Here is an 18,936-nt window from a genome sequence, read left to right on the forward strand (position 1 = left end):
GTGCACTGTCATTGCGTCACCGCTTCGCGCTGATAGCGCGGCACTGGCCGCCGTAAGCCGAGGTTCTCGCGCAGCGTGCGGCCTTCGTATTCGCTGCGAAAGAGCCCGCGCCGCCGCAGCTCGGGCAGCACGAGCCGGATGAAGTCATCGAGGCTATTGGGTAGCAGCGCGGGCATCACGTTGTAGCCATCCGCGCCGTAGTGTACGAAGCGCTCTTCCAGCGCGTCGGCAATCTGCGCGGGAGTGCCGACCAGCTGCCAGTGTCCGCGTGCGCCGGCGACACGCAGATACAGTTCGCGGATCGTCAGGTTTTCGCGCCGTGCCAGTTCGAGCGTGAGCGACTGCCGGCTCTTGCTCGCGTTGGTCTCGGGAAGCTCCGGAATCGGGCCGTCGAGCGGGTAGCCCGACAGGTCGAAGCCACCCGTCAGCGTGGACACCAGCGCAAGTCCCACGGTGGGGTCGATCAAGGCCTGAAGCTCCTCGAACTTTTCCTGCGCCTCGGCTTGCGTCGCGCCGACGATCGGCATCACGCCGGGCATGATCTTGAGGTCCTCCGGCTCGCGGCCGTATTGCGCCATCCGGCCTTTGACGTCCGCGTAAAACGCGACCGCGTCGGTGAGTGTCTGTTGCGCCGTGAAGATGACCTCCGCAGTACGTGCCGCCAGCGCCCTGCCCGCTTCCGACGAGCCCGCCTGAACCACGACGGGCCGGCCCTGCGGCGAGCGTTCGACATTGAGCGGACCACGCACCTTGAAGAATTCGCCGCGATGATCGAGCACATGGCGTTTCGCGGGATCGAAGTAACGGCCTGCCGCCTTGTCGCGCACGAATGCGTCTTCATCCCAGCTGTCCCACAGTCCCTCCACCACTTCGGCGAATTCGACCGCGCGCTCATAGCGCCGCGCATGCGCGAGATGCTCGTCGAAGTTGAAGTTCTTCGCCTCGTGCGCGCTCGACGACGTCACGAGATTCCATCCGGCTCGCCCGCCGCTGATGTGATCGAGTGAGGCGAATTTGCGCGCGATGTGATACGGCTCGTTGAACGTCGTCGAAGCGGTGCCGACCAGACCGATCTTTTCGGTCACGGCCGCTAGCGCCGACAGCAACGTGAGCGGCTCGAACTGCGCGACATAGCTGTGCGCAGTGCGGCTGAGAAACTCGACGTTGTCGCCGCGCGTTCCAGAGCCATCGGCGAGAAAGATCAGGTCGAACTTCGCCGACTCCGCGGCCTGTGCAAGCTGCACATAGTGACGAAAGTCGCGCCCCGCATCAGCGGGCGAATCCGGGTGGCGCCATGCCGCGATGTGATGTCCCGTTGGATACAGAAAAGCGCCGAGGCGCAGATGTCCTTTACGTTGGCTCATGGTGTGCGCGAGTCGTAGTTGAGGTAGATGATCGCTGCCGTTCTATGCGCTCTTTCGCCACAACTGTGCGTTGTCGGGGCGCGCAAGCCCGAGATGGTCGCGCAGCGTCGCGCCTTCATAGGCGGTGCGAAAGATGCCGCGCTTCTGAAGGATCGGCACCACGCCATCGACGAAATCGATCAGGCCGCCGGGCAGCACGTCGGGCATGAGATTGAAGCCATCGGCCGCGCCACCGTTGAACCACTGTGTGATGTCGTCGGCGATCTGCTCGGGCGTGCCGACGATCACCCGGTGACCAGTGCCACCCGCGAGCGAACGGATCAGCTCGCGCACCGTCTGTCCGTGACGGCGCGCATGCGCGATAGTCGCGTGAAAAAACGTGTGATTACCGTTGCCGCGGCCAGGCAACGCGAGGTCATCGGGCAAGTGTGCGTCGAGTTTCAGGCGGTCAACGTCGATGCCCAGTGTGCCTGCCAGACGGTTCAGGCTATAGCGCCACGGGATCTGGTCCACGAGTTCGTCACGGCGCCGCAATGCGTCCGCCTCAGTCGCGCCGATGATGGTCGTGAGACCGGCCAGCACCTTCACCGCGGGCCGGCCATAAGCGGCCGCCCGCTCGTTCAGATCGCGCCGGTAGGCCGCCGATTCCTCGAACGACTGGGAAGCGGAAAAGACCGCCTCCGCGTGACGCGCTGCGAGTTCGCGGCCATCGGCCGATGCGCCCGCCTGCACCAGCACGGGATGCCCCTGCGGCGAGCGCGGCAGGTTGAGTGGGCCGTGGACCGCGAAGTGGCGGCCGCGATGCGCGACGGGATGCACCTTGTCGACGTCGACAAAACGGCCGCCGGTCTTGTCGCCGACGAATGCATCGTCTTCCCAGCTGTCCCACAGTGCCTTGACGATTTCCGTGAACTCCGCGGCGCGGTCATACCGCTGCGCGTGGTCCGGTACAGAGCCATGGCCGAAATTGCGCGCGGACGGCAGATCGGCTGTCGTGACGACGTTCCAGCCAGCGCGTCCGTTGCTGACGTGATCGAGCGTCGCAAAGCGCCGCGCAATGTTGTACGGCTCGTTATAGCTCGTCGATGCCGTGCCGATCACGCCGATGTGCGTCGTGGCCGCCGCGATGCTGGCGAGCAGCACGGTCGGTTCGAGCGCCGTGATGGGCCGGAAGTCGATCTGATCGACGATCGCCGCATTGTCGGCCAGAAAGACCGCGTCGAGCTTGCCAGCCTCGGCGATCTGCGCGACGCGCACGTAGTGATTCACATCGATGAACGCGCGCGGGTCCGCATCGTCACGTCGCCATGCCGAAGGCACGAAGCCCGAGTGCAGGATATTGACGTTCAGATGCAGGCGGCGTGGCACGCGGTGCGCCGGATTGCGGCTCATCGGAATTCTCCTTTGATGATCGGGTCGCCTTCGTGCGTTCGGGGGTCAATGAACTTTCGGGAAACCATGACGCGCGGCGAGCAGTTCGAGAATGCGGCGCGGATCGGTGACAAAGCGCCGCTCGCCCAGCGTCTGCGCATCGGCGGGCACGGGATGTTCGTCACCGAGCACGAGCACGGGCAGGCTTTGATGCTCGGCATCGAGCACCTCGACGACCGCCTTGCGTGGCCGCTCGAACGGGACGCGCTTCACGTCCAGTCTGGCGACGCGCGGCGGGTCGCTGGCAAGCAGCCCTTCGATAGGCGCGCCATCGGGACAGATGAAACGTTCGCCCGGATAGCGGGGATCGGTGAATCCGGGTTCCAGCAGTAGAAGAAGATCGCGGCTCATGGCAGGTCGCTCCTTGTCATTGTGAAGCGGTCGAATGTCGTGTGAATACCCGGGAACGTGTGAGAAATGGCTAGAAAACACGGCCTTCCGTGAGATGCGTCGTGACGCCATTGAGCGTGTAGTCGCCGATCACACGCGCCTTGTGCAGCAGCGGGTTGTGACTGAAAATGGTGCGCAGATTGCGCCAGTGACGGTCGAAGTTGTGCGCGCGCGAGGTCGCCGACGCGCCGCCTGCTTCGAACATCCGCTCGGCGGCATAGAGCGCGAGCTTGCTGACGATCAGCTGCGTGCGGGCCGTTGCCAGCGCACCTTCCAGCACGAGCGCTTCCGCATCGGCAGCACTCAGACGGATCGCCCGCGACGAGCGCTCCAGCACGCGCGCGTTCTCGCGCACGAGCGCATCCACTGCGTGGCTGTGCGCCGTGAGATCGCCGATGACCTGCTGGATAAACGCGTCTTCCCGGGCGGACGGCGCGGGGCTATGCAGCACGGGGCGGCCATGCCGCAGCACAAAGTGCTTCGCATCCGCGACGACGTTGCGCACGATGCCCGCTCCCACCGCCACCAGATGCAGCTGCCGCAGCGCGCCGCCGTGACGGCCGGCAAGCGTCGTCTGCACGCGCGGCGTCACTTCGTCGGCGCGCACGAGCAGGTTGTCGAATTCGAGGCTGCCGCTGGCCGTCATGCGCTGCCCCATACCGTCCCAGTCGTCCAGCACGCGAAAACCTTCACGCTTCACGGGCACGATGGCGGCGACCGCGTTGCCGTCCTCATCCTGCAGATTCAGGCGTGCATAGTCCGCGAACGCCGTGCCCGTGGCGTAGTATTTGCGGCCGCTCAGCCGGTAATGCTCGCCGTCGCGGCGCAATCGCGTGGTGATTTCACCTGGCCGCGAAGTACCGAGTTCCGTCGATGCGCCACCGAAAATCGCGCCATCGATGACGCGCTGAATCTGGATTTCGTTGAATGGCGTGCGTGGCGACAGCAGCAACGTCTCCGTCTGGTCGTAGTGAATGCGCAGCGCGTGTGCGACGTTGCTGTCTTCAGCGGCGAGCGTTGCGATGACATGAAACTCGTCTTCGAGCGTGCCGCCGAGGCCGCCCCACTCGACGGGCAAGCGCAATCGCCCGAGGCCCGATTGCCGAAAGAGCGCGAAGCCGTCAAACGGGAGCTCGCGGCGCGCCTCGCGCGATGCCGCGCCTTCCCCAATGGCTTTCGCTAGCGCGGGCAACTCATCGAGTACGGTCTGTAGCCGTTGGCGCGCGGCAGGGTTCCCCAGATCGTGTGCGGACATTCATTGTTCCTCTTGCTGGACATTTGGACCGGCATACCGGTGGCGGAAGTCGGAGCTGATCGACAACGAGCCAGTATAGGGATGCACCGTCGTTCAGATAACAACCGATTCGCGCTTACGTTATTCGCTCAGATGCTTTGCCACTGCCGCGCATATCCATAGCTGCAATGCTTCCTTGTCCTTAGAAAGAACGTCGTCAAGAATGAGTGTTCCTCGGCACCGCCGCGCTGCGCATCCTCTCGATCAATGGCCAATCGAATCCCGCGAACCTTTCTGAAAACCGTCTTTCTGCTCAGGAGCGCGTTGCTCGCCGCGGTGCTGGCATTCGCATCGTCCCAGGCTCACGCGGATAAACCCGCCGTGATCCGCATCGGCGTCGCGCAGCAAGGCGCCGGCGATCCGCCGACGTTCGGCGGTTCGCCCGCTGCCACCGTGCAACAGCTTCAGTTGCTCGAAAAAGAATTCGCCGCCGACGGCATCAAGATCGAATGGCTTTTCTTCAAAGGCGCGGGTCCGGCTGTCAACGAAGCGATCGCCGACAAATCGCTCGACTTCGCATTTCAAGGCGATCTGCCCTCCGTACTTGGCCGCGCAAACGGATTGAAAACGCGCATCCTGCTCGAATCGGGCGTGCGGGTCGGCGTGAAGTTCGCCGTGCCGCCGGACTCGCCCGTGCAGAGCGTGAAGGACCTGAAAGGCCGTCGCGTGTCGATTTTCCGCGGCACCAACCTGCAACTCGTCGCCGACAACGTGCTCGCCGCGAATCAGCTCGACGAGCGCGATCTGCGCGTGATCAATCTGGATTCAGCCAGCGCGCTCGCGGCCCTCTCGTCCAAAGGCGTCGACGCGTCGGTCAACGACTATCACCTCTACAAGCTGCGCGATCAGGGACTTGCGAAGATCATCTACGAATCGCAGACAGGCGGTCCTCAGTTCACGCGGCAATCGCATCTGCTCGTGCTCGACGATTTCGACCGCGCACATCCCGACATCGTGCAACGGGTCGTCAACGCGTTCGTCAAGGGCGCGCAGTGGTCGTCCGAGGAAGCGAACCGCGATGCACTTTTCAAGCTCTGGGAGAAAAGCGGCGTCAGCTACGCGTCGTGGCAGGCCGAGTTCGCGAACCAGACGCTCAAGTCGCGTAACTCGCCGCTGATCGATCCGTTCATCGTCGCGCGCTACAAGGCGGTGGCGAGCGATGCGCTGAAGCTCAAGCTGATCCGTCAGCCCGTCGTGGTCGACGGCTGGTTCGAACCGCGCTACCTCGAAAACGCGTTGCATAGTCAGTCGCTCGAACATTACTGGACGCGCTACGACGCGCAAGGCAAACCCCTCGGCTGACCGGAGATCGACGATGAGCAAGGCGCTTGGCGAATGGTCCTCGGCCGCGGCGCACGTCCCCGGGCGTGAGGCGAACGAAGCGAAGCCGCGAGCGAACGTCCATCGGCGCGCGCGGGCCGTCGGCTGGCAGATCGCGCCGTGGCTGCTGCCTGCGGCACTGTTTGCGCTGTGGAGCATCGGCTGCGAACGCGGCTGGATCGCGCCGCAAATCCTGCCGCCGCCGCAGATGGTGTTCGACACGCTATGCGAACTCGCGCGCAACGGCGACCTCGCGCACCATACGTTCGTGAGTCTTCAGCGCGTGCTGCTGGGCTTCGGCGCGGGCACGCTGGCCGGTTTGACGATTGGCGCGGCGCTCGGCCTGTCGCGCACGGTCGAATCGTACGTTCTGCCAGCGTTCAATGCGCTCGTGCAGATTCCCGTGCTCGGCTGGCTGCCGTTTCTGCTGCTGCTCGTCGGCGTGGGCGAGCCGCTCAAGTACATCCTGATCGCGCATGCCGCGCTCGTGCCCGTCACGCTCAGCACGATGCAGGGTTTTCGCCAGACGCCCGCTGCGCTCGATGAAGTCGCGCGCGTGTTCGCCTATGGCCGCTGGCAGCGTATCGCGTATGTGGTGCTGCCCGCCGCGGTGCCGACGCTCGCCACCGGGGTGCGGCTCGCATTCACGAAAGCGTGGCTCGCGCTGGTCGTGGTCGAATTGGTGGCGTCGTCGGAGGGGCTCGGCTACCTGATCGTCTATGGACGACAGCTTTTTCAACTCGATCTGGTCATGGCGGCCGTCGTGATCGTCGGCGCGATCGGCTTTGCAATCAACCGTCTGCTCGATGCGCTCGAAGCGCGGCTGCGGCGCGGCCAACCTTCGGCGTTTCGCGAGTAGGCGCTTCGTCTCAGGATTCTTTCATGCCGCTCACTTCGGTTTCCGACGCGCTGCACCGCTTTTTCGAGCCACGGCGAAGCGCTCCCCCGCCATGCAGTTGCGAGGCGCCTGCCCGGCCGCCTCGCGTGGCAGCGCTCAGGAGCCGACTTGATACCGTGAACTGGCGCGGGCTCGTGCTGCCGCTCGCGTTGTTCGCGCTATGGTGGCTCGTGTCGGCGCTACACCTCGTCAAAAGCGGCCTGCTCGTGAGCCCCGGCGACGTCGCACATACCGCGTGGCAGCAGATCAAAAGCGGCGCATTGCTGCGCGCGCTGTCGGCTTCGCTCGCGCGCGAGGCGAGCGGCTTCGTGATCGGCACCGCGGGTGGCCTGCTGCTCGGCTCGGCGCTCGGGCTTTCGCGCATTGCGACACGCCTGATCGGTCCGAGCTTCGATACGTTCAAGCAAATCTCCCTGTTCGCATGGATCCCGCTGATCTCCGTCTGGTTCGGTCTCGGCGACATGGCGAAAGTCGTGTTTCTGTCGCTCGCGGCGTTGTTGCCTGTCGCCGCACATACCTGCGACGGCATCCACGCGGTGCCGCGCCGCTACATCGAGGTCGCGCGCGCGTTGCGCTACTCGCGAATCCAGCTGATCCGCTATGTGATTCTCCCGGCCGCATTGCCGACAATCTTCACTGGCATCTATCTAGGGTTGATCTATTCGTGGCTCGCCACGCTCGGCGCCGAGTATCTGCTGGTCGCGGGCAGCGGCATCGGCAACACGCTGATCGACGGCAGCGAGCAGTTCAGGATGGACCTCGTGCTGTTCGGCATCATCGTGGTCGGGGTGACCGGCTGGGCGCTCAATGCGCTCGCCCGAGGCGTCGAGAGGCGCGTGGTGGCGCGCAGAAGCGGCGCGCCGCGGGAACGCTCCGTCGCTTGAGGCCGCTCATCAACAGGAAACGAATCCATGACCACCACTGTTCCGGAAGGCATCCGCATACGCGGCGTCAGCAAGCACTACGCACGGCAGCACGCCACGGCCGACGACCTGCTCGTTCTCGACGACATTTCACTCGACATCGCAGCCGGCGAATTCGTCAGCGTGCTCGGCGCGAGCGGCTGCGGCAAGTCCACGCTGCTGAGGCTCGTCGCGGGACTCGACATCGACTATCGCGGCGACATCCTCGTCGACGGCGAGCGCGTGCTCGATACGTCGCTCGAACGCGGCATCGTATTCCAGGATCACCGGCTGTTTCCATGGCTGACGGCGTCGCAAAACATCCTCGCCGCACTGCGCAACGCGCCGCTTTCGCCGCAACAGAAGCGCGCAGCGGTCGCGGAACACGTCGCGCTCGTCGGCTTGCAAGGTTTCGAGCACGCTTATCCGCATCAGCTGTCGGGGGGCATGGCTCAACGCGTGGCGATCGCGCGCGGACTCGTGAATCGCCCGCGCGTTCTGTTGCTCGACGAACCGTTCGGCGCGCTCGACGCCCTCACCCGCGCGCGGCTGCAGAGCGAACTGCAACGGATCTGGGAGCGCGAGCGGATCACGATGATCCTCGTCACGCACGATGTCGACGAAGCGATCCAACTTGGCGATCGCGTGGTGACGATGGCGCCGCGCCCCGGACGAATCAAACGGATCACGCATGTCGGCCTGCCGCGGCCGCGCGATCGCAGCGATCCGCTTTTCGTACAGCTGCGCGAGCAGATCCTCGCGGATTTCTCCGAGCGAGCCGGCAACGCAGGCTGACCTCGACCGTTGTAAGAACCTTCCCTCAACGTCCGTCACAAGGAGCGAGCAGTGAGCGCAGCATCGCAACAAAAACGACAGATGAGCCTCGGCGCATTCCTGATGGAGACGGGCCACCACATCGCCGCATGGCGTCATCCCGACACGCATGCAGCGGGTGGCCTCGACTTCGCCCACTATGCGCACCTCGCGCGCATCGCCGAGCGCGCGAAGTTCGATGCGATCTTCTTTGCGGACAGCGTCAGCGTGCGCGACACGCATCTGCCGTCGCTGTCGCGCACCGCACGCGCCGATCACTTCGAACCGTTGACGCTGCTCTCCGCACTGTCGGTCGTGACGGAGCGCATCGGACTGATCGCAACCGTGTCGACCAGCTTCAACGAGCCCTACAACGTCGCGCGCAAATTCGCTTCACTCGATCATTTGAGCGGCGGCCGTTCGGGTTGGAACCTCGTCACGTCCAGCACGGAAACGGAAGCGCACAACTTCAGTCGGGACAAGCACCTCGATCATGCGGTGCGCTACGAGCGCGCCAAAGAGTTCTATGACGTGGTCGCAGGTCTGTGGGACAGCTGGGAAGACGACGCGTTCGTACGCGACAAGGCGAGCGGCATCTATTTCGACGCCGACAAGCTGCACGTGCTCGGCCATCGCGGCAAACACTTCAGCGTACGCGGACCGTTGAACGTCGCGCGCTCGCCGCAGGGCTGGCCGGTAGTCGTGCAGGCGGGCGCCTCTGAAGCCGGGCGCGAGCTGGCCGCGCAGACGGCCGATGTGATTTTCGTCGCGCATCAGACGCTCGACGAAGCGCAGCAGTTCTATCGCGACGTCAAAGGACGCCTCGCGCGCTACGGACGCGCGCCCGAGCATCTGAAGATCATGCCGGGCATCTTTCCGGTGATAGGCAAGACGCAGCAGGAAGCGCGCGACAAGTTCGACGCGTTGCAGGATCTGATCGATCCGGCGGTCGGCCTCGCGTTGCTGTCGAACATGTCCGGCGGCATGGACCTGTCGCAATACCCTGTCGACGGCCCGGTGCCGGATCTGCCCGAAACCAATGGCGGCAAAAGCCGGCAGCGGCTGCTGCTCGACCTCGCGCGGCGCGACAATCTGACGATCCGCGAACTGTATCTGCGCATCGCGGGCGCGCGCGGGCATCAACAGGTGATCGGCACGCCGCAGAGCATCGCCGACCAGTTGCAGCAATGGTTCGAGGAAGAAGGCGCGGACGGCTTCAACATCATGTCGCCGTGGCTGCCGGGCGGGCTCAGCGAATTCGCCGATACCGTCGTACCCGAATTGCAGCGACGTGGACTCTTTCGCACTGAGTACACGGGCCGCACGCTGCGCGAGCATCTGGGGCTGCCGCGTCCGCTCAATCGCTACACCCGGACGGCGCGGGAGCGCGGCCAACACGCGGTGGCCGCTTCCTGAGCGGTACGCCGGCGAGCGAGGGGACAAGCCGCCGGCACTCGCTGTCAAAGTTTGCCGGGCCGCGGGTCCGGCACGAAGCCATCGCGGTTGGGCATGCGGATGGCGGCAAGCGACTGCGCGTCGAGACGCGCATCGTCCGGCACGATGCCGTTGCGGTTCAATATCCATGCGCTGAGCGCGTACACCTCATCGGCGCTCAGTGACTGCGGCGCGTTATAGGGCATCGCCCGGCGGATATAGTCGAACAGCGTCGTCGCATAGGGCCAGTAGCTGCCGACCGTGCGCTTCGGATTCGCGCTCGCGAGTGTGCCCGCTCCGCCGACCAGTTGGTCGCCGATCACCCCCTCCCCTTTCGCGCCATGACAGGCCGCGCATTTCGCCGCGAAAATGCGGCCGCCCGAAGCGACGTCGCCGCTGCCATCGGGCAAGCCACGGCCGTCCGGCGCGACGTCGATATTCCATGCGCTCAAATCGGTTTCGCCGATGGGCTTGCCGATGGCGTCGATGGATGAGCGCCAGCCCGTTTGCGCGGCCGTGGACTGCGCGTCGCGCGTTGCATTGAACGAAGAGGAGCAACCCGCGACCAGACTGCTAACCGTGAGCACCGCCAGCAGAGCGCGGGTCACTCTGGATACCGTGGCAACGGGCAGGACAGGCTCATGCATTTTTCACGCTCCCGTCCGCTTCGATGCGCCACTGTTGAATGCCGTTGTAGTGATAGTTCGAATTCAATCCGCGCGCCGCGACGAGCGCCTCGCGCGTCGGTTGCACGTATCCGGTGGAATCCGTGGCGCGCGACAGGATCGCGGTCGGCGCGCCATTCCACACGAAGCCGGCCTGGAAACGCGTCAACGCGCGATCGCGCGCAGGCCCATCGAGCACCGCGGCTTGCCACGTCGCGCCGCCATCGGTCGATACCTCGACCTTGCGGATCGCTCCGCGCCCCGACCAGGCGAGACCAACGATCGGATAGAAGCCCTGCACTGTCAGCCGTTGTCCCGCGGACGGCCGCGTGATCACCGACTTCGCGTCCATCTCGAACACGAACTGACGCGCACGCCCGTCGGGCAGGACGCCCGTGTACTTCGACGTTTCCTCGCGCGTCTGCAACGGCGCTTCGACGACCTTCAGCCGCCGCAGCCATTTCACGTTCGTATTGCCCTCGAAACCCGGCACGATCAGACGCAGCGGATAGCCGTTCTCGGGCCGCAGGCGCTCGCCGTTCTGCGCATAGACGACGAGCGCGCGCTCGAGAATCCGCTCGAGCGGCAGACTGCGCGTCATGGCGGCAGCGTCCCCGCCTTCGGCGAGCAGCCATTGCGGCGTCGTGCCGTCGCTTGCCGGCGTGCGTGCCCCGACCGCTTCGAGCAGCGTCGAGAGTCTGACGCCCGTCCACTCGCAACAGGACAGCAGGCCGTGCGTGATCTGTACCGGCAGGCCACTCGGTCCTTTCCACTCGCTCGCCGTGTTGCCCGAGCATTCGAGAAAATGAATGCGCGACTCCGAAGGCAAGCGCAACAGGTCGTCCATCGTGAAGAGCTTCGGCTCGCGAACGAGACTGTGAATCACGAGCCGGTGCGCGTCGGGATCGATGTCGGGCACTCCCGCGTGATGCCGCTCGTACACGAGTCCGTTCGGCGTGATCGAACCATGCAGATCCGCGAGCGGCGTCAACGACGATGCGGCACCCGGCATCGGCCACGCCCGCGCGGCACGGCGAACGACATCCGCTTCATGCGGCGACGGCAGCCCATAAGGGTGTTCGAGAATCGGTGCACCAGGTTTGCGCGTCCAGGCGTCGACGTCCAAGGGCTTTAGCAGCGTCGCGGCCTTCAGATTCGGTGCGGCCAGTGCGGACAGCGCGAGGCCGCCCAGTAGGCGCCGGCGCGGCGACGCGGGTCGCGACGCATCATGCGCATCGCTCGTCATACGTGAATGTCGCGGCATCTCAGTTCAGTGCAAGCGCTGTCGCCGCCCCCACCGGCGAGCCTTCCAGCGCTACCGACGCGCGTCCGTCCGGCCCGACCGGCACGTCGCCGACGAGCGTCGTGCGGTATAGCTGGCGATCGAAATCGAGGTCGAAGATGTCGGTCGGCGCGAGATGCGCGGTCGTCCGATTGTCCCAGAACGCCACGCTGCCGGCTTCCCATTTGAAGCGGACCGTGAACTCCGGCCGCGTCACGTGCTCCCACAGCAGTTCGAGCAGCAGCTGGCTTTCTCGTGGCGTGAGCCCGGATATCTGTTTCAGGAAGCCCGGGCTCACGTATAGCGCGCGCTCGCCCGTTTCGGGATGCACGCGCACGAGCGGGTGTTCACTCACCAGCGTATGCCGGCCGACCGCCTCGGCAAATGAATCAGTGCCTTTCACGCCCTGCGGCGGCGCGAACCGATGTATGCCGCGCAGACCATCGACGAATTTGCGCAACGGCTCCGAAAGTTTGTCGTATGCGACGACGAGATTGGTCCATTGTGTGTCGCCGCCGTACGGCGGGATCGTCACGCCACGCAGAATCGACGCGAACGGTGGATTCACGGCCGCCGTGACGTCGGTGTGCCAGCCGGTCCATGGCCGCAACAGCGGTTGTCCTTCGAAGCGCGTCGCCTGACGAAACTTCGAGATCGAGTAAATCTGCGGATGGCCGTCGACATGACCGAACACCGGATGCCCGACCGTCAGTTCGCCAAACTGGGCAGAAAAGACAACGTGCTGCTCGTGGTTCAGGAACTGCTCGCGGAAGAACACGACTCGCCACTTCAGCAACGCTGCGCGGATCGCGCGAATCTGCTTCGTATCGAGCGGCCGTGTCAGGTCCACTCCGCTAATCAGCGCGCCAATATGCGCTGACAGCGGGCTAACGTGGACGTTAGCTTCATCCTCGATCGGGGCTGCACTCATCGTCGTTCTCCTTGATTGGGGGCGCTCGCCGCGCGATGCCGCACACGGCTGACATCGGGGCAGTATAAGGATGCGCCGTTGCGCCGATAACAACCGATTTGCGCTTTGGTTATTCGCAGGGATGTAATGCGAGGCAAGCCTGGAAGATGGTGTCGTGCGCGCGGTCGAACGAGCGGGCCGGTGCGGGAATCTCGCGACGTAGACGCTCCATTTCGTTGCTGGCCGCCGCCGATCGCCCGGCGGCCAGCCTCGCGGTGATCTCAGAGATCGCCGATCGACAGTGGCAATTGCGGTTCGCTGACGCCCCCGGCATTGATCAGCCTGACGTAAGCCACATATCTCGCTTCAGCGAGCGTCTGAGCCGCCACCAAACTCCCGGGAAGCGGGGCCCTCAATTCGTTCGGCAAGATATCCGTCAGCAACTGCTGATAGAGCACCTGGGCCGCCGGATCGCGGTGACGGTTGTCGAGCTCCAGTTGCCCTGCCGTCGTCCCGTAGTCGTAGTACTCGAGCTGGCTTTGACCAGAAATGGTTGTCGACTCCGGCGCCCAGAACGAATAGGTGCCGAGCTTGTTCGCCTGGGTGCGCACGCCGATGATGTGCGTCGGCGTACTCGGCGGGTTCGGTATGTACGACTCGGGCAGTGTCTCGTCGGTCGTGAAAGTGACATAGGGCCGACCCGCCGCCGACTCGCTTTTCAGCATCGGAAGAAGATCGTGCCTGCCGCCGTACAACTGCGCGTATTCGCCAGTGAGCCAATTGCGACTGCCGCCGTTGTCTGAGCCGGCAACAGGAGGATGCGGGGAAGGTTGTGCGTTTGATGCTAGTTTCTTCTGCTCGCGAAGGAAGAGGAAACGTCGAGATATGTGCGGTAGCGCACATATCTCGACAGCGAAAACGCTGCTCGGAACACCAGGATGCTCGACCAGCGCCGCGCCGGGGATCCAGAGCGTGTTACGCCGGCGGCACGCGAGGCGAATCGCTCAGGGGCGACTTGGTAGATCGCAAGGAGGCTCCGCTCATCCGTGCCTGAATCGGGATTGCCACTCAAAGTGCACAGCAATCAACAATTCGGCCGGGACAGGCCCGTAATTATTGCGCCTTCCGAAAGGAATAGTTACAAAATAGGTGTTTACCCTCAATTACTATTTCCTTACACTTGCCTTAACGCTTGAAGGCAAGCGCGCGCTTATAGCGCCCCAATCGACAAACCAAGGAGGTAGTAACCATGAGACCCCTCGTCAGACTCACCGCCTTTGTAGCTGCCCTCGCCTTCGCTGTTCCGATTACGGTTTTTGCCGCAGCAAACGTCGGAGCGAACCATCCACTGACCCGCGCGGAAGTCCGTGAGCAGCTGGTCGAGATCGAAGCGGCGGGCTACAACCCGGCCCGTGCCAACCCGCGCGAATATCCGGCGGACATCCAGGCCGCTGAAGCCAAGGTTGCCGCGCAACACGCGGGCGCGCCCGGCGCGAACGGCAGTCACCCGATGACCGTCGTGGCAGTCAGTGAAGAAGTGATCGCGATCGAAAGCGCTGGCGACACCTCCGGAGTGGGTGGCGTCGTAAGCGGCGCATCCGCAGCGGGCGCCCCTGCCTACAAGAGCGAGGCGGCTCGCACCGGCCCGGGCTCGGTCTACTTCGGCCACTAAGCGGCTGACAGGCGACTGACCGACCGTGCGCCTGTCTTTCCATGGAAGTGCGCAGACACACTGCGCACTCACATGTACACCAACTGACTCGCGAAACGCAGTCGCCGTCAAACGCGACTGATTCATCTCAACCACTTCATTTGTCACAGCAGCCATGAAATCAAAATTACTCGCGTATTTCATGATCGCCGCTCTGCTTGGCGCGTCGATCCCCGCTTTCGCCCAGCCCCACGACAAGCAGCATCACGATGACTGGTCGGCGCACGGCCCGCAACGACACGACATGCGTCCGCCGCCCGGTCACGGTCATGGACCCATGCCGCACGAGGCCTATGGCGGCCGGCCAGGAGGCCCCATGCCGCATGCCGACTGGCGCCGGGGCGATCGGCTTCCGCCTGAATACCGCGGCCACAACTACGTAGTCGACGACTGGCGCGGCCACGGACTGCGACCGCCGCCGCGAGGCTATCACTGGGTTGGAGTGAACGGAGATTACGTGCTCGCCGCTATCGCAACCGGCGTCATTGCGGACGTCCTGTTCTACGGCCGCTAACACCGGCGGCAACCTTTCGAACCGGTTCGATTCATCCACGCAGACAGCGGTTGCTCACTGTTTCGACGAGCAGCCGCTATTCGCGCCCACCGACATAAACACGGCGCCCCACTCGCCGACCATTGCCTTGAACACGCAGGCGGTGCGAGTTGAGCCCAGTGAGCTGCGCCCGGTGCATGACGCCGAACGGCAACGCCGGGAGCAGAAATCCATAGGCCGACAGGCAAATCGAATACCCTTGCTATCATTTGCTTATAAAAACAGCTCGGGGTGACAGTCGGATGGTGCTTGAAAAGCGGAACGAATCACGTTCCGAAACAAATACGCGCACGAGGGGTAACTCTGAAATTCGGGTGTCAGATATCGTCCGCAGCCGGCTTTCCGCAGCAGGCTCCGTCGTCCTGACGCCTGCTGGCGTCATAGTCTGCGCCGCTTTGCTGTGGCTAGGAACAGCCGGCTTGTGCATTGCAATGCTGCTGGTATCGAGGACAGACGCGTACAACAATGCCGCGCAGAATGCGCGAAATCTGACACTCGTACTCGAACGTGACATCTTGCGCAGCATCGACCTCTATGACTTATCCCTGCGAGCCGTCGCCGAAGGAGCCGCCGATGCTCGCGTCATCTCCCTACCAGCCGGACTGAGAAATCAGGTTCTCTTCGACCGGGCCGCGACGGCTCGATACCTCGGGCCTATCTCCGTGCTGGGACCCGACGGAGCGCTACTGATCAGTTCCGATGGGACTTCCGCGCGACAGAGCAACTGGGCGGACATGCGCTGGTTCTCAGTGCGTGCGCAAGAGACACGCGACGGTCTCTACGTCGGTCCACCCCACGTCTCTGGTCAGACCGGCCACGAAATGGTCGTCGAACTCAGCCGACGGATCACCCGCCCCGACGGCACATTCGCCGGCGTCGTGGTGGGCAGGCTGAGCGTTGACTATTTCCGCGACCTGCTTGACGGGCTATCCGTGGGTAACTTCGGCACGGTCGCCGTGATGGAGACAAACGGCGCCTTGCTCACCCGGCTTCCCTACGACCGCAACATGGTTGGCATGTATATCGGGCGCTCCCCCGTGTTTGCACAACTGATGAAGGACACCTCAGGGGCATTCGTTGGCACGGCCAGCATCGATGGCGTGCGCAGGCTGTACGTCTACAGGCATATCCCTGGGCTGCCGATCGTAGTGGCGGTCGCACCGGCATTGAATGAGATATTCGCGGGCTGGCGTCTGCGGGCCCGGTGGCTGGCGCTACTGATGGCGCTGTTCATCGTGGCCACCGGGACGGGGGCGTGGACCCTGGTGCGCGAACTGTGTCGCCGGCAGCAGGCCGAGACCCAACTCCAGCGCATGGCACATCGCGACGCACTGACCGGGCTGGAAAATAGAGGCACCTTCGACGAAATATGGAAACGCGAATGGCTGCGGGCGCAGCGCACGGGCAAACTGCTGTCACTGCTCTTTATCGACATCGACAATTTCAAGGCATACAACGACTACTATGGTCACCAGGCTGGCGACCAGGTGCTCAAGGAAGTGGCCCGCCGCACGGCGTCATGTGTGGTCCGGGCCGCCGATCACGTGGCACGATATGGCGGTGAAGAGTTTGTCGTCATCCTGCCTGAAACCGATGCCGGCGGAGCCGTCTGCGTGGCCGAGAGCATCCGCCGGGCAATCTATGACCTCGAGATCGAACATGTTAAAAGCGCATTCGGCCGGGTCACGATCAGCATTGGAGTGGCCTCCTCTGACGAGCCCGGCATACTCGACGAAACGGCGCTGATCAAGGCAGCGGATACCGCGCTATACCGTGCAAAATCTCAGGGACGGAATTGCGTTTGCGAACACATGACGGCAATCGGAATCGAAGCGGGTTCGTCGTCCGGTATGCCCGAGGCTCACGCACCAGTGGTTTGAACCGGCGAGCGTTGCCCAGGCCAGACCAGTCGACGTTCTTCCTGACAACAACTGCCTCTATCAGCTCGTGTAAGCGCTGACCATGCGGGCGACGCGATGATCGGCTCGGCGCGCGGCGCGCTCGTGGATTCGATCCACGTGTGCCTCACCATTGCTACCGTGGCCGCATTAGTCGGCCCTTGTCTCGCGTGGTCCGTGCCGCCAATACGACTCAACAGGTCGCTGTAATCGTCCAGGCGGCGTTTCGGAGTCCACCGTCTTCCCGAAACACTCATGCGGTGTTCGTGGACTCACGCGGCAGCCGGTAGCAGCAGATCCTGCTCAGGAACGCGCCGCGTCAACGCCGCTCCCTGGTTGTCGAACAGGTGTCGCTGGCCGCCTGACAGCTGCTTCGGCTTGCGTTCAAGCACATGCTCGAGCTGAAGCACTCGCGCTGCCGCCTGCACGCGCTCACGGAGCGTAGCTTTGTCACGCTTCGCAAGCATCAAACCGAAAGCGAGGTTCTCATAGACGGTCAGATGTGGAAACAGCGCATAGCACCATCGATCAGCAGTTCGCCGTCGCTGATTTCCTCGAGGCCCGCAATCATCCGGAGCAACGTCGACTTGCCGCATCCCGATGGGCCAACGAACACGCAGAACTCCCCCTGTGCGATATGCAGATCGACATTACGGATAACCGGGGTATTCGCGCCGTAGGCCTTGGATACCTTTCTCAGTTCGATGCTTGCCATAACAAGCCTCAATCGCGCAGAAGTTGATTGGCTTGCGCATTGGCGGCCTTCATCGCCGATGCGGCGTCGGACTTTCCCATCAGCACCGATGTCACCGCGTTGCTGATCACCTGATTGATCTGCGCGCCGTTGTCGCCGATCGGCGGCGGGAAAGTCTTCGACTTCGCCATCGTCAAGAATGCAGATGAATCGATGCCTCGGGATTTCTGTTCACTGATCGCCTTTTCTGCCATGCCGTCGATGGAAGGGAACACCACACCACGAGAGGCGACGACGTTCTGGCAAAGCGGTGAACCCATGTATTTGACCCACTGCCACGCCTGATCCTTTACCTTCGAGCCAGACCAGATCGAATCCGCCAAGCCGTTCAGCTCTGTCGCGCGCACCCCGGTCGGCCCTACCGGCAGCGGCACCCACGCAGTCGGGAACTTCGCATTTTGATTGAAGTAGGTAATCATCCACGATCCCTGCGGCACGATCGCAACCTTGCGCGCAATGAACATCGCGTCGGAGCCGAGCGCCTTCACGTTCTCGAAGTTATCCGACACCCCTTTCGAGGGCAGGCCTGCGAGGTAGTCGAGGGTATCGACGAGCTTCGGATCGTCGTATGCGTACCTGGCATCCCACGGCTTCGCCTGCAACTGGACGCCGTTGGATACGGCGAAGAAGCTCCACGTGTTCTGTCCGGTCATATCGATGTCGGCCGGTGTCTGATAGCCGTACATCGTCACCTTCTTCTTGTCGAACTTTGGATTCAGTGCGTCGACGCCGTTCGCGTCGACAGTCAGTTTGCGCACGATGTGCTCGAAGCTGCCACCGTCCTTCGGATTCCACGTCATGTTCTGCAAATCGGCGAGCGTCACTCCCGCTTTCTTCGCTGCGTCCATGTTGACGATGAAACCGATCGTGTCCCAGTCCTTGGGCAAGCCATACTGCTTGCCGTCTCGCCCCCAGATCTCATACAAGCCTTTGGTGTACGCACCCGTGTCGACCTTATCGCGCTGGACATACTGCGTCAGGTCAGTGATCTGACCGTTCTTTGCAAACTCGGGATACTTCGCGAGATGGTCGGTGAACACGTCCGGCGCCGTACCGGATACGAAGCCGGTGGCGAGCGTCGTCCAATAGTCGTACCAACCTACCTGGTTGATCTTGATGGTGATGTCCGGATGCAACTTGTGAAAATCCGCCGCGCACTGCTGGTATGCGGGCATCTGGTTAGAGTCCCACAGCATGTAACGAACGTCGACCGCCGACGCGCTGGCCGCACCCAGGCCCAGCGTCACGGCAACGGCGAGGGCCGCGGTATGACGAAAAGCGCACATGATTTGTCTCCGGTTCTTGTCTTCTTAGGAA

At 63.5% G+C, this 18,936-nt stretch carries 17 protein-coding genes and 1 pseudogene; 8 read left to right on the plus strand and 10 right to left on the minus strand.

Features of this window, described 5'->3' with window-relative positions:
• Positions 1–8 precede the first annotated feature (8 nt).
• From LJ655_RS10290 to LJ655_RS10305, 4 genes are all read right to left on the minus strand, one after another.
• A complete protein-coding gene (locus LJ655_RS10290; RefSeq protein WP_230561140.1) occupies positions 9–1,364 on the minus strand; it encodes an LLM class flavin-dependent oxidoreductase in 1,356 nt (451 codons plus the stop codon).
• Positions 1,365–1,406: 42 nt separating this feature from the next.
• On the minus strand, positions 1,407–2,756 hold the full coding sequence (locus LJ655_RS10295) for an LLM class flavin-dependent oxidoreductase (protein WP_230561141.1): 1,350 nt from the start codon (positions 2,754–2,756) through the stop codon (positions 1,407–1,409).
• Positions 2,757–2,801: 45 nt separating this feature from the next.
• The gene (locus LJ655_RS10300; RefSeq protein WP_230561142.1) at positions 2,802–3,146 is read right to left on the minus strand and encodes a DUF3088 domain-containing protein; all 345 of its coding nucleotides are present in this window, start codon (positions 3,144–3,146) and stop codon (positions 2,802–2,804) included.
• 70 nt (positions 3,147–3,216) lie between these two features.
• On the minus strand, positions 3,217–4,440 hold the full coding sequence (locus LJ655_RS10305; RefSeq protein WP_230561143.1) for an acyl-CoA dehydrogenase family protein: 1,224 nt from the start codon (positions 4,438–4,440) through the stop codon (positions 3,217–3,219).
• Positions 4,441–4,686: 246 nt separating this feature from the next.
• Here LJ655_RS10305 and LJ655_RS10310 point away from each other — a divergent pair, with 246 nt between their 5' ends.
• From LJ655_RS10310 to LJ655_RS10330, 5 genes are read left to right on the plus strand one after another with little or no spacing between them, the layout of a single operon-like run.
• On the plus strand, positions 4,687–5,781 hold the full coding sequence (locus LJ655_RS10310) for an ABC transporter substrate-binding protein (RefSeq protein WP_230561144.1): 1,095 nt from the start codon (positions 4,687–4,689) through the stop codon (positions 5,779–5,781).
• 13 nt (positions 5,782–5,794) lie between these two features.
• A complete protein-coding gene (locus LJ655_RS10315) occupies positions 5,795–6,658 on the plus strand; it encodes an ABC transporter permease (RefSeq protein ID WP_230561145.1) in 864 nt (287 codons plus the stop codon).
• A gap of 23 nt (positions 6,659–6,681) precedes the next feature.
• Positions 6,682–7,581 carry an ABC transporter permease gene (locus tag LJ655_RS10320; protein ID WP_230561146.1) on the plus strand — a complete coding sequence of 300 codons (900 nt, stop codon included), beginning with the start codon at positions 6,682–6,684 and terminating at the stop codon, positions 7,579–7,581.
• Positions 7,582–7,608: 27 nt separating this feature from the next.
• A complete protein-coding gene (locus tag LJ655_RS10325; RefSeq protein WP_230561147.1) occupies positions 7,609–8,394 on the plus strand; it encodes an ABC transporter ATP-binding protein in 786 nt (261 codons plus the stop codon).
• A 51-nt stretch (positions 8,395–8,445) separates the two neighbouring features.
• On the plus strand, positions 8,446–9,828 hold the full coding sequence (locus LJ655_RS10330) for an LLM class flavin-dependent oxidoreductase (RefSeq protein WP_230561148.1): 1,383 nt from the start codon (positions 8,446–8,448) through the stop codon (positions 9,826–9,828).
• A 44-nt stretch (positions 9,829–9,872) separates the two neighbouring features.
• Here the strand turns inward: LJ655_RS10330 and LJ655_RS10335 are convergent, their stop codons facing one another.
• The 4 genes from LJ655_RS10335 to LJ655_RS10350 all read right to left on the minus strand — a co-directional run bounded on the left by LJ655_RS10335 (position 9,873) and on the right by LJ655_RS10350 (position 13,428).
• Positions 9,873–10,493, minus strand: coding sequence for a c-type cytochrome (locus LJ655_RS10335; protein ID WP_230561149.1), 621 nt, complete (start codon positions 10,491–10,493; stop codon positions 9,873–9,875).
• Positions 10,486–11,757 (minus strand): sulfite dehydrogenase, encoded by a 1,272-nt coding sequence (gene soxC, locus LJ655_RS10340; RefSeq protein ID WP_230561150.1) that lies wholly within the window; start codon positions 11,755–11,757, stop codon positions 10,486–10,488. Before soxC ends, LJ655_RS10335 begins: the two co-directional genes overlap by 8 nt.
• Before the next feature lie 19 nt (positions 11,758–11,776).
• Positions 11,777–12,724 (minus strand): TauD/TfdA dioxygenase family protein, encoded by a 948-nt coding sequence (locus LJ655_RS10345; RefSeq protein ID WP_230561151.1) that lies wholly within the window; start codon positions 12,722–12,724, stop codon positions 11,777–11,779.
• A 260-nt stretch (positions 12,725–12,984) separates the two neighbouring features.
• Entirely contained in the window at positions 12,985–13,428 is a 444-nt protein-coding gene (locus tag LJ655_RS10350) for a hypothetical protein (protein ID WP_230561152.1), read from the minus strand.
• Between the two features lie 524 nt (positions 13,429–13,952).
• Here LJ655_RS10350 and LJ655_RS10355 point away from each other — a divergent pair.
• The 3 genes from LJ655_RS10355 to LJ655_RS10365 all read left to right on the plus strand — a co-directional run bounded on the left by LJ655_RS10355 (position 13,953) and on the right by LJ655_RS10365 (position 16,847).
• Positions 13,953–14,375: a DUF4148 domain-containing protein gene (locus tag LJ655_RS10355; protein WP_230561153.1), complete on the plus strand. Its 423-nt coding sequence runs from the start codon at positions 13,953–13,955 to the stop codon at positions 14,373–14,375.
• Between the two features lie 154 nt (positions 14,376–14,529).
• The gene (locus LJ655_RS10360) at positions 14,530–14,928 is read left to right on the plus strand and encodes an RcnB family protein (RefSeq protein WP_230561154.1); all 399 of its coding nucleotides are present in this window, start codon (positions 14,530–14,532) and stop codon (positions 14,926–14,928) included.
• A gap of 353 nt (positions 14,929–15,281) precedes the next feature.
• Positions 15,282–16,847: a sensor domain-containing diguanylate cyclase gene (locus LJ655_RS10365; protein ID WP_230561155.1), complete on the plus strand. Its 1,566-nt coding sequence runs from the start codon at positions 15,282–15,284 to the stop codon at positions 16,845–16,847.
• A 368-nt stretch (positions 16,848–17,215) separates the two neighbouring features.
• On the opposite strand, the pseudogene LJ655_RS10370 reads toward LJ655_RS10365, so the two are convergent.
• Together LJ655_RS10370 and LJ655_RS10375 are read right to left on the minus strand one after the other, a co-directional pair.
• Positions 17,216–17,580 (minus strand): annotated as a pseudogene (locus LJ655_RS10370) (ATP-binding cassette domain-containing protein); the annotation flags it as partial.
• 8 nt (positions 17,581–17,588) lie between these two features.
• Complete coding sequence (locus LJ655_RS10375) at positions 17,589–18,905, minus strand: ABC transporter substrate-binding protein (protein ID WP_230561156.1); 1,317 nt, start codon at positions 18,903–18,905, stop codon at positions 17,589–17,591.
• Between the last annotated feature and the right edge of the window lie 31 nt (positions 18,906–18,936).

The sequence above is a fragment of the Paraburkholderia translucens genome (assembly GCF_020881035.1).
In the GTDB taxonomy this organism is placed as follows: domain Bacteria; phylum Pseudomonadota; class Gammaproteobacteria; order Burkholderiales; family Burkholderiaceae; genus Paraburkholderia; species Paraburkholderia translucens.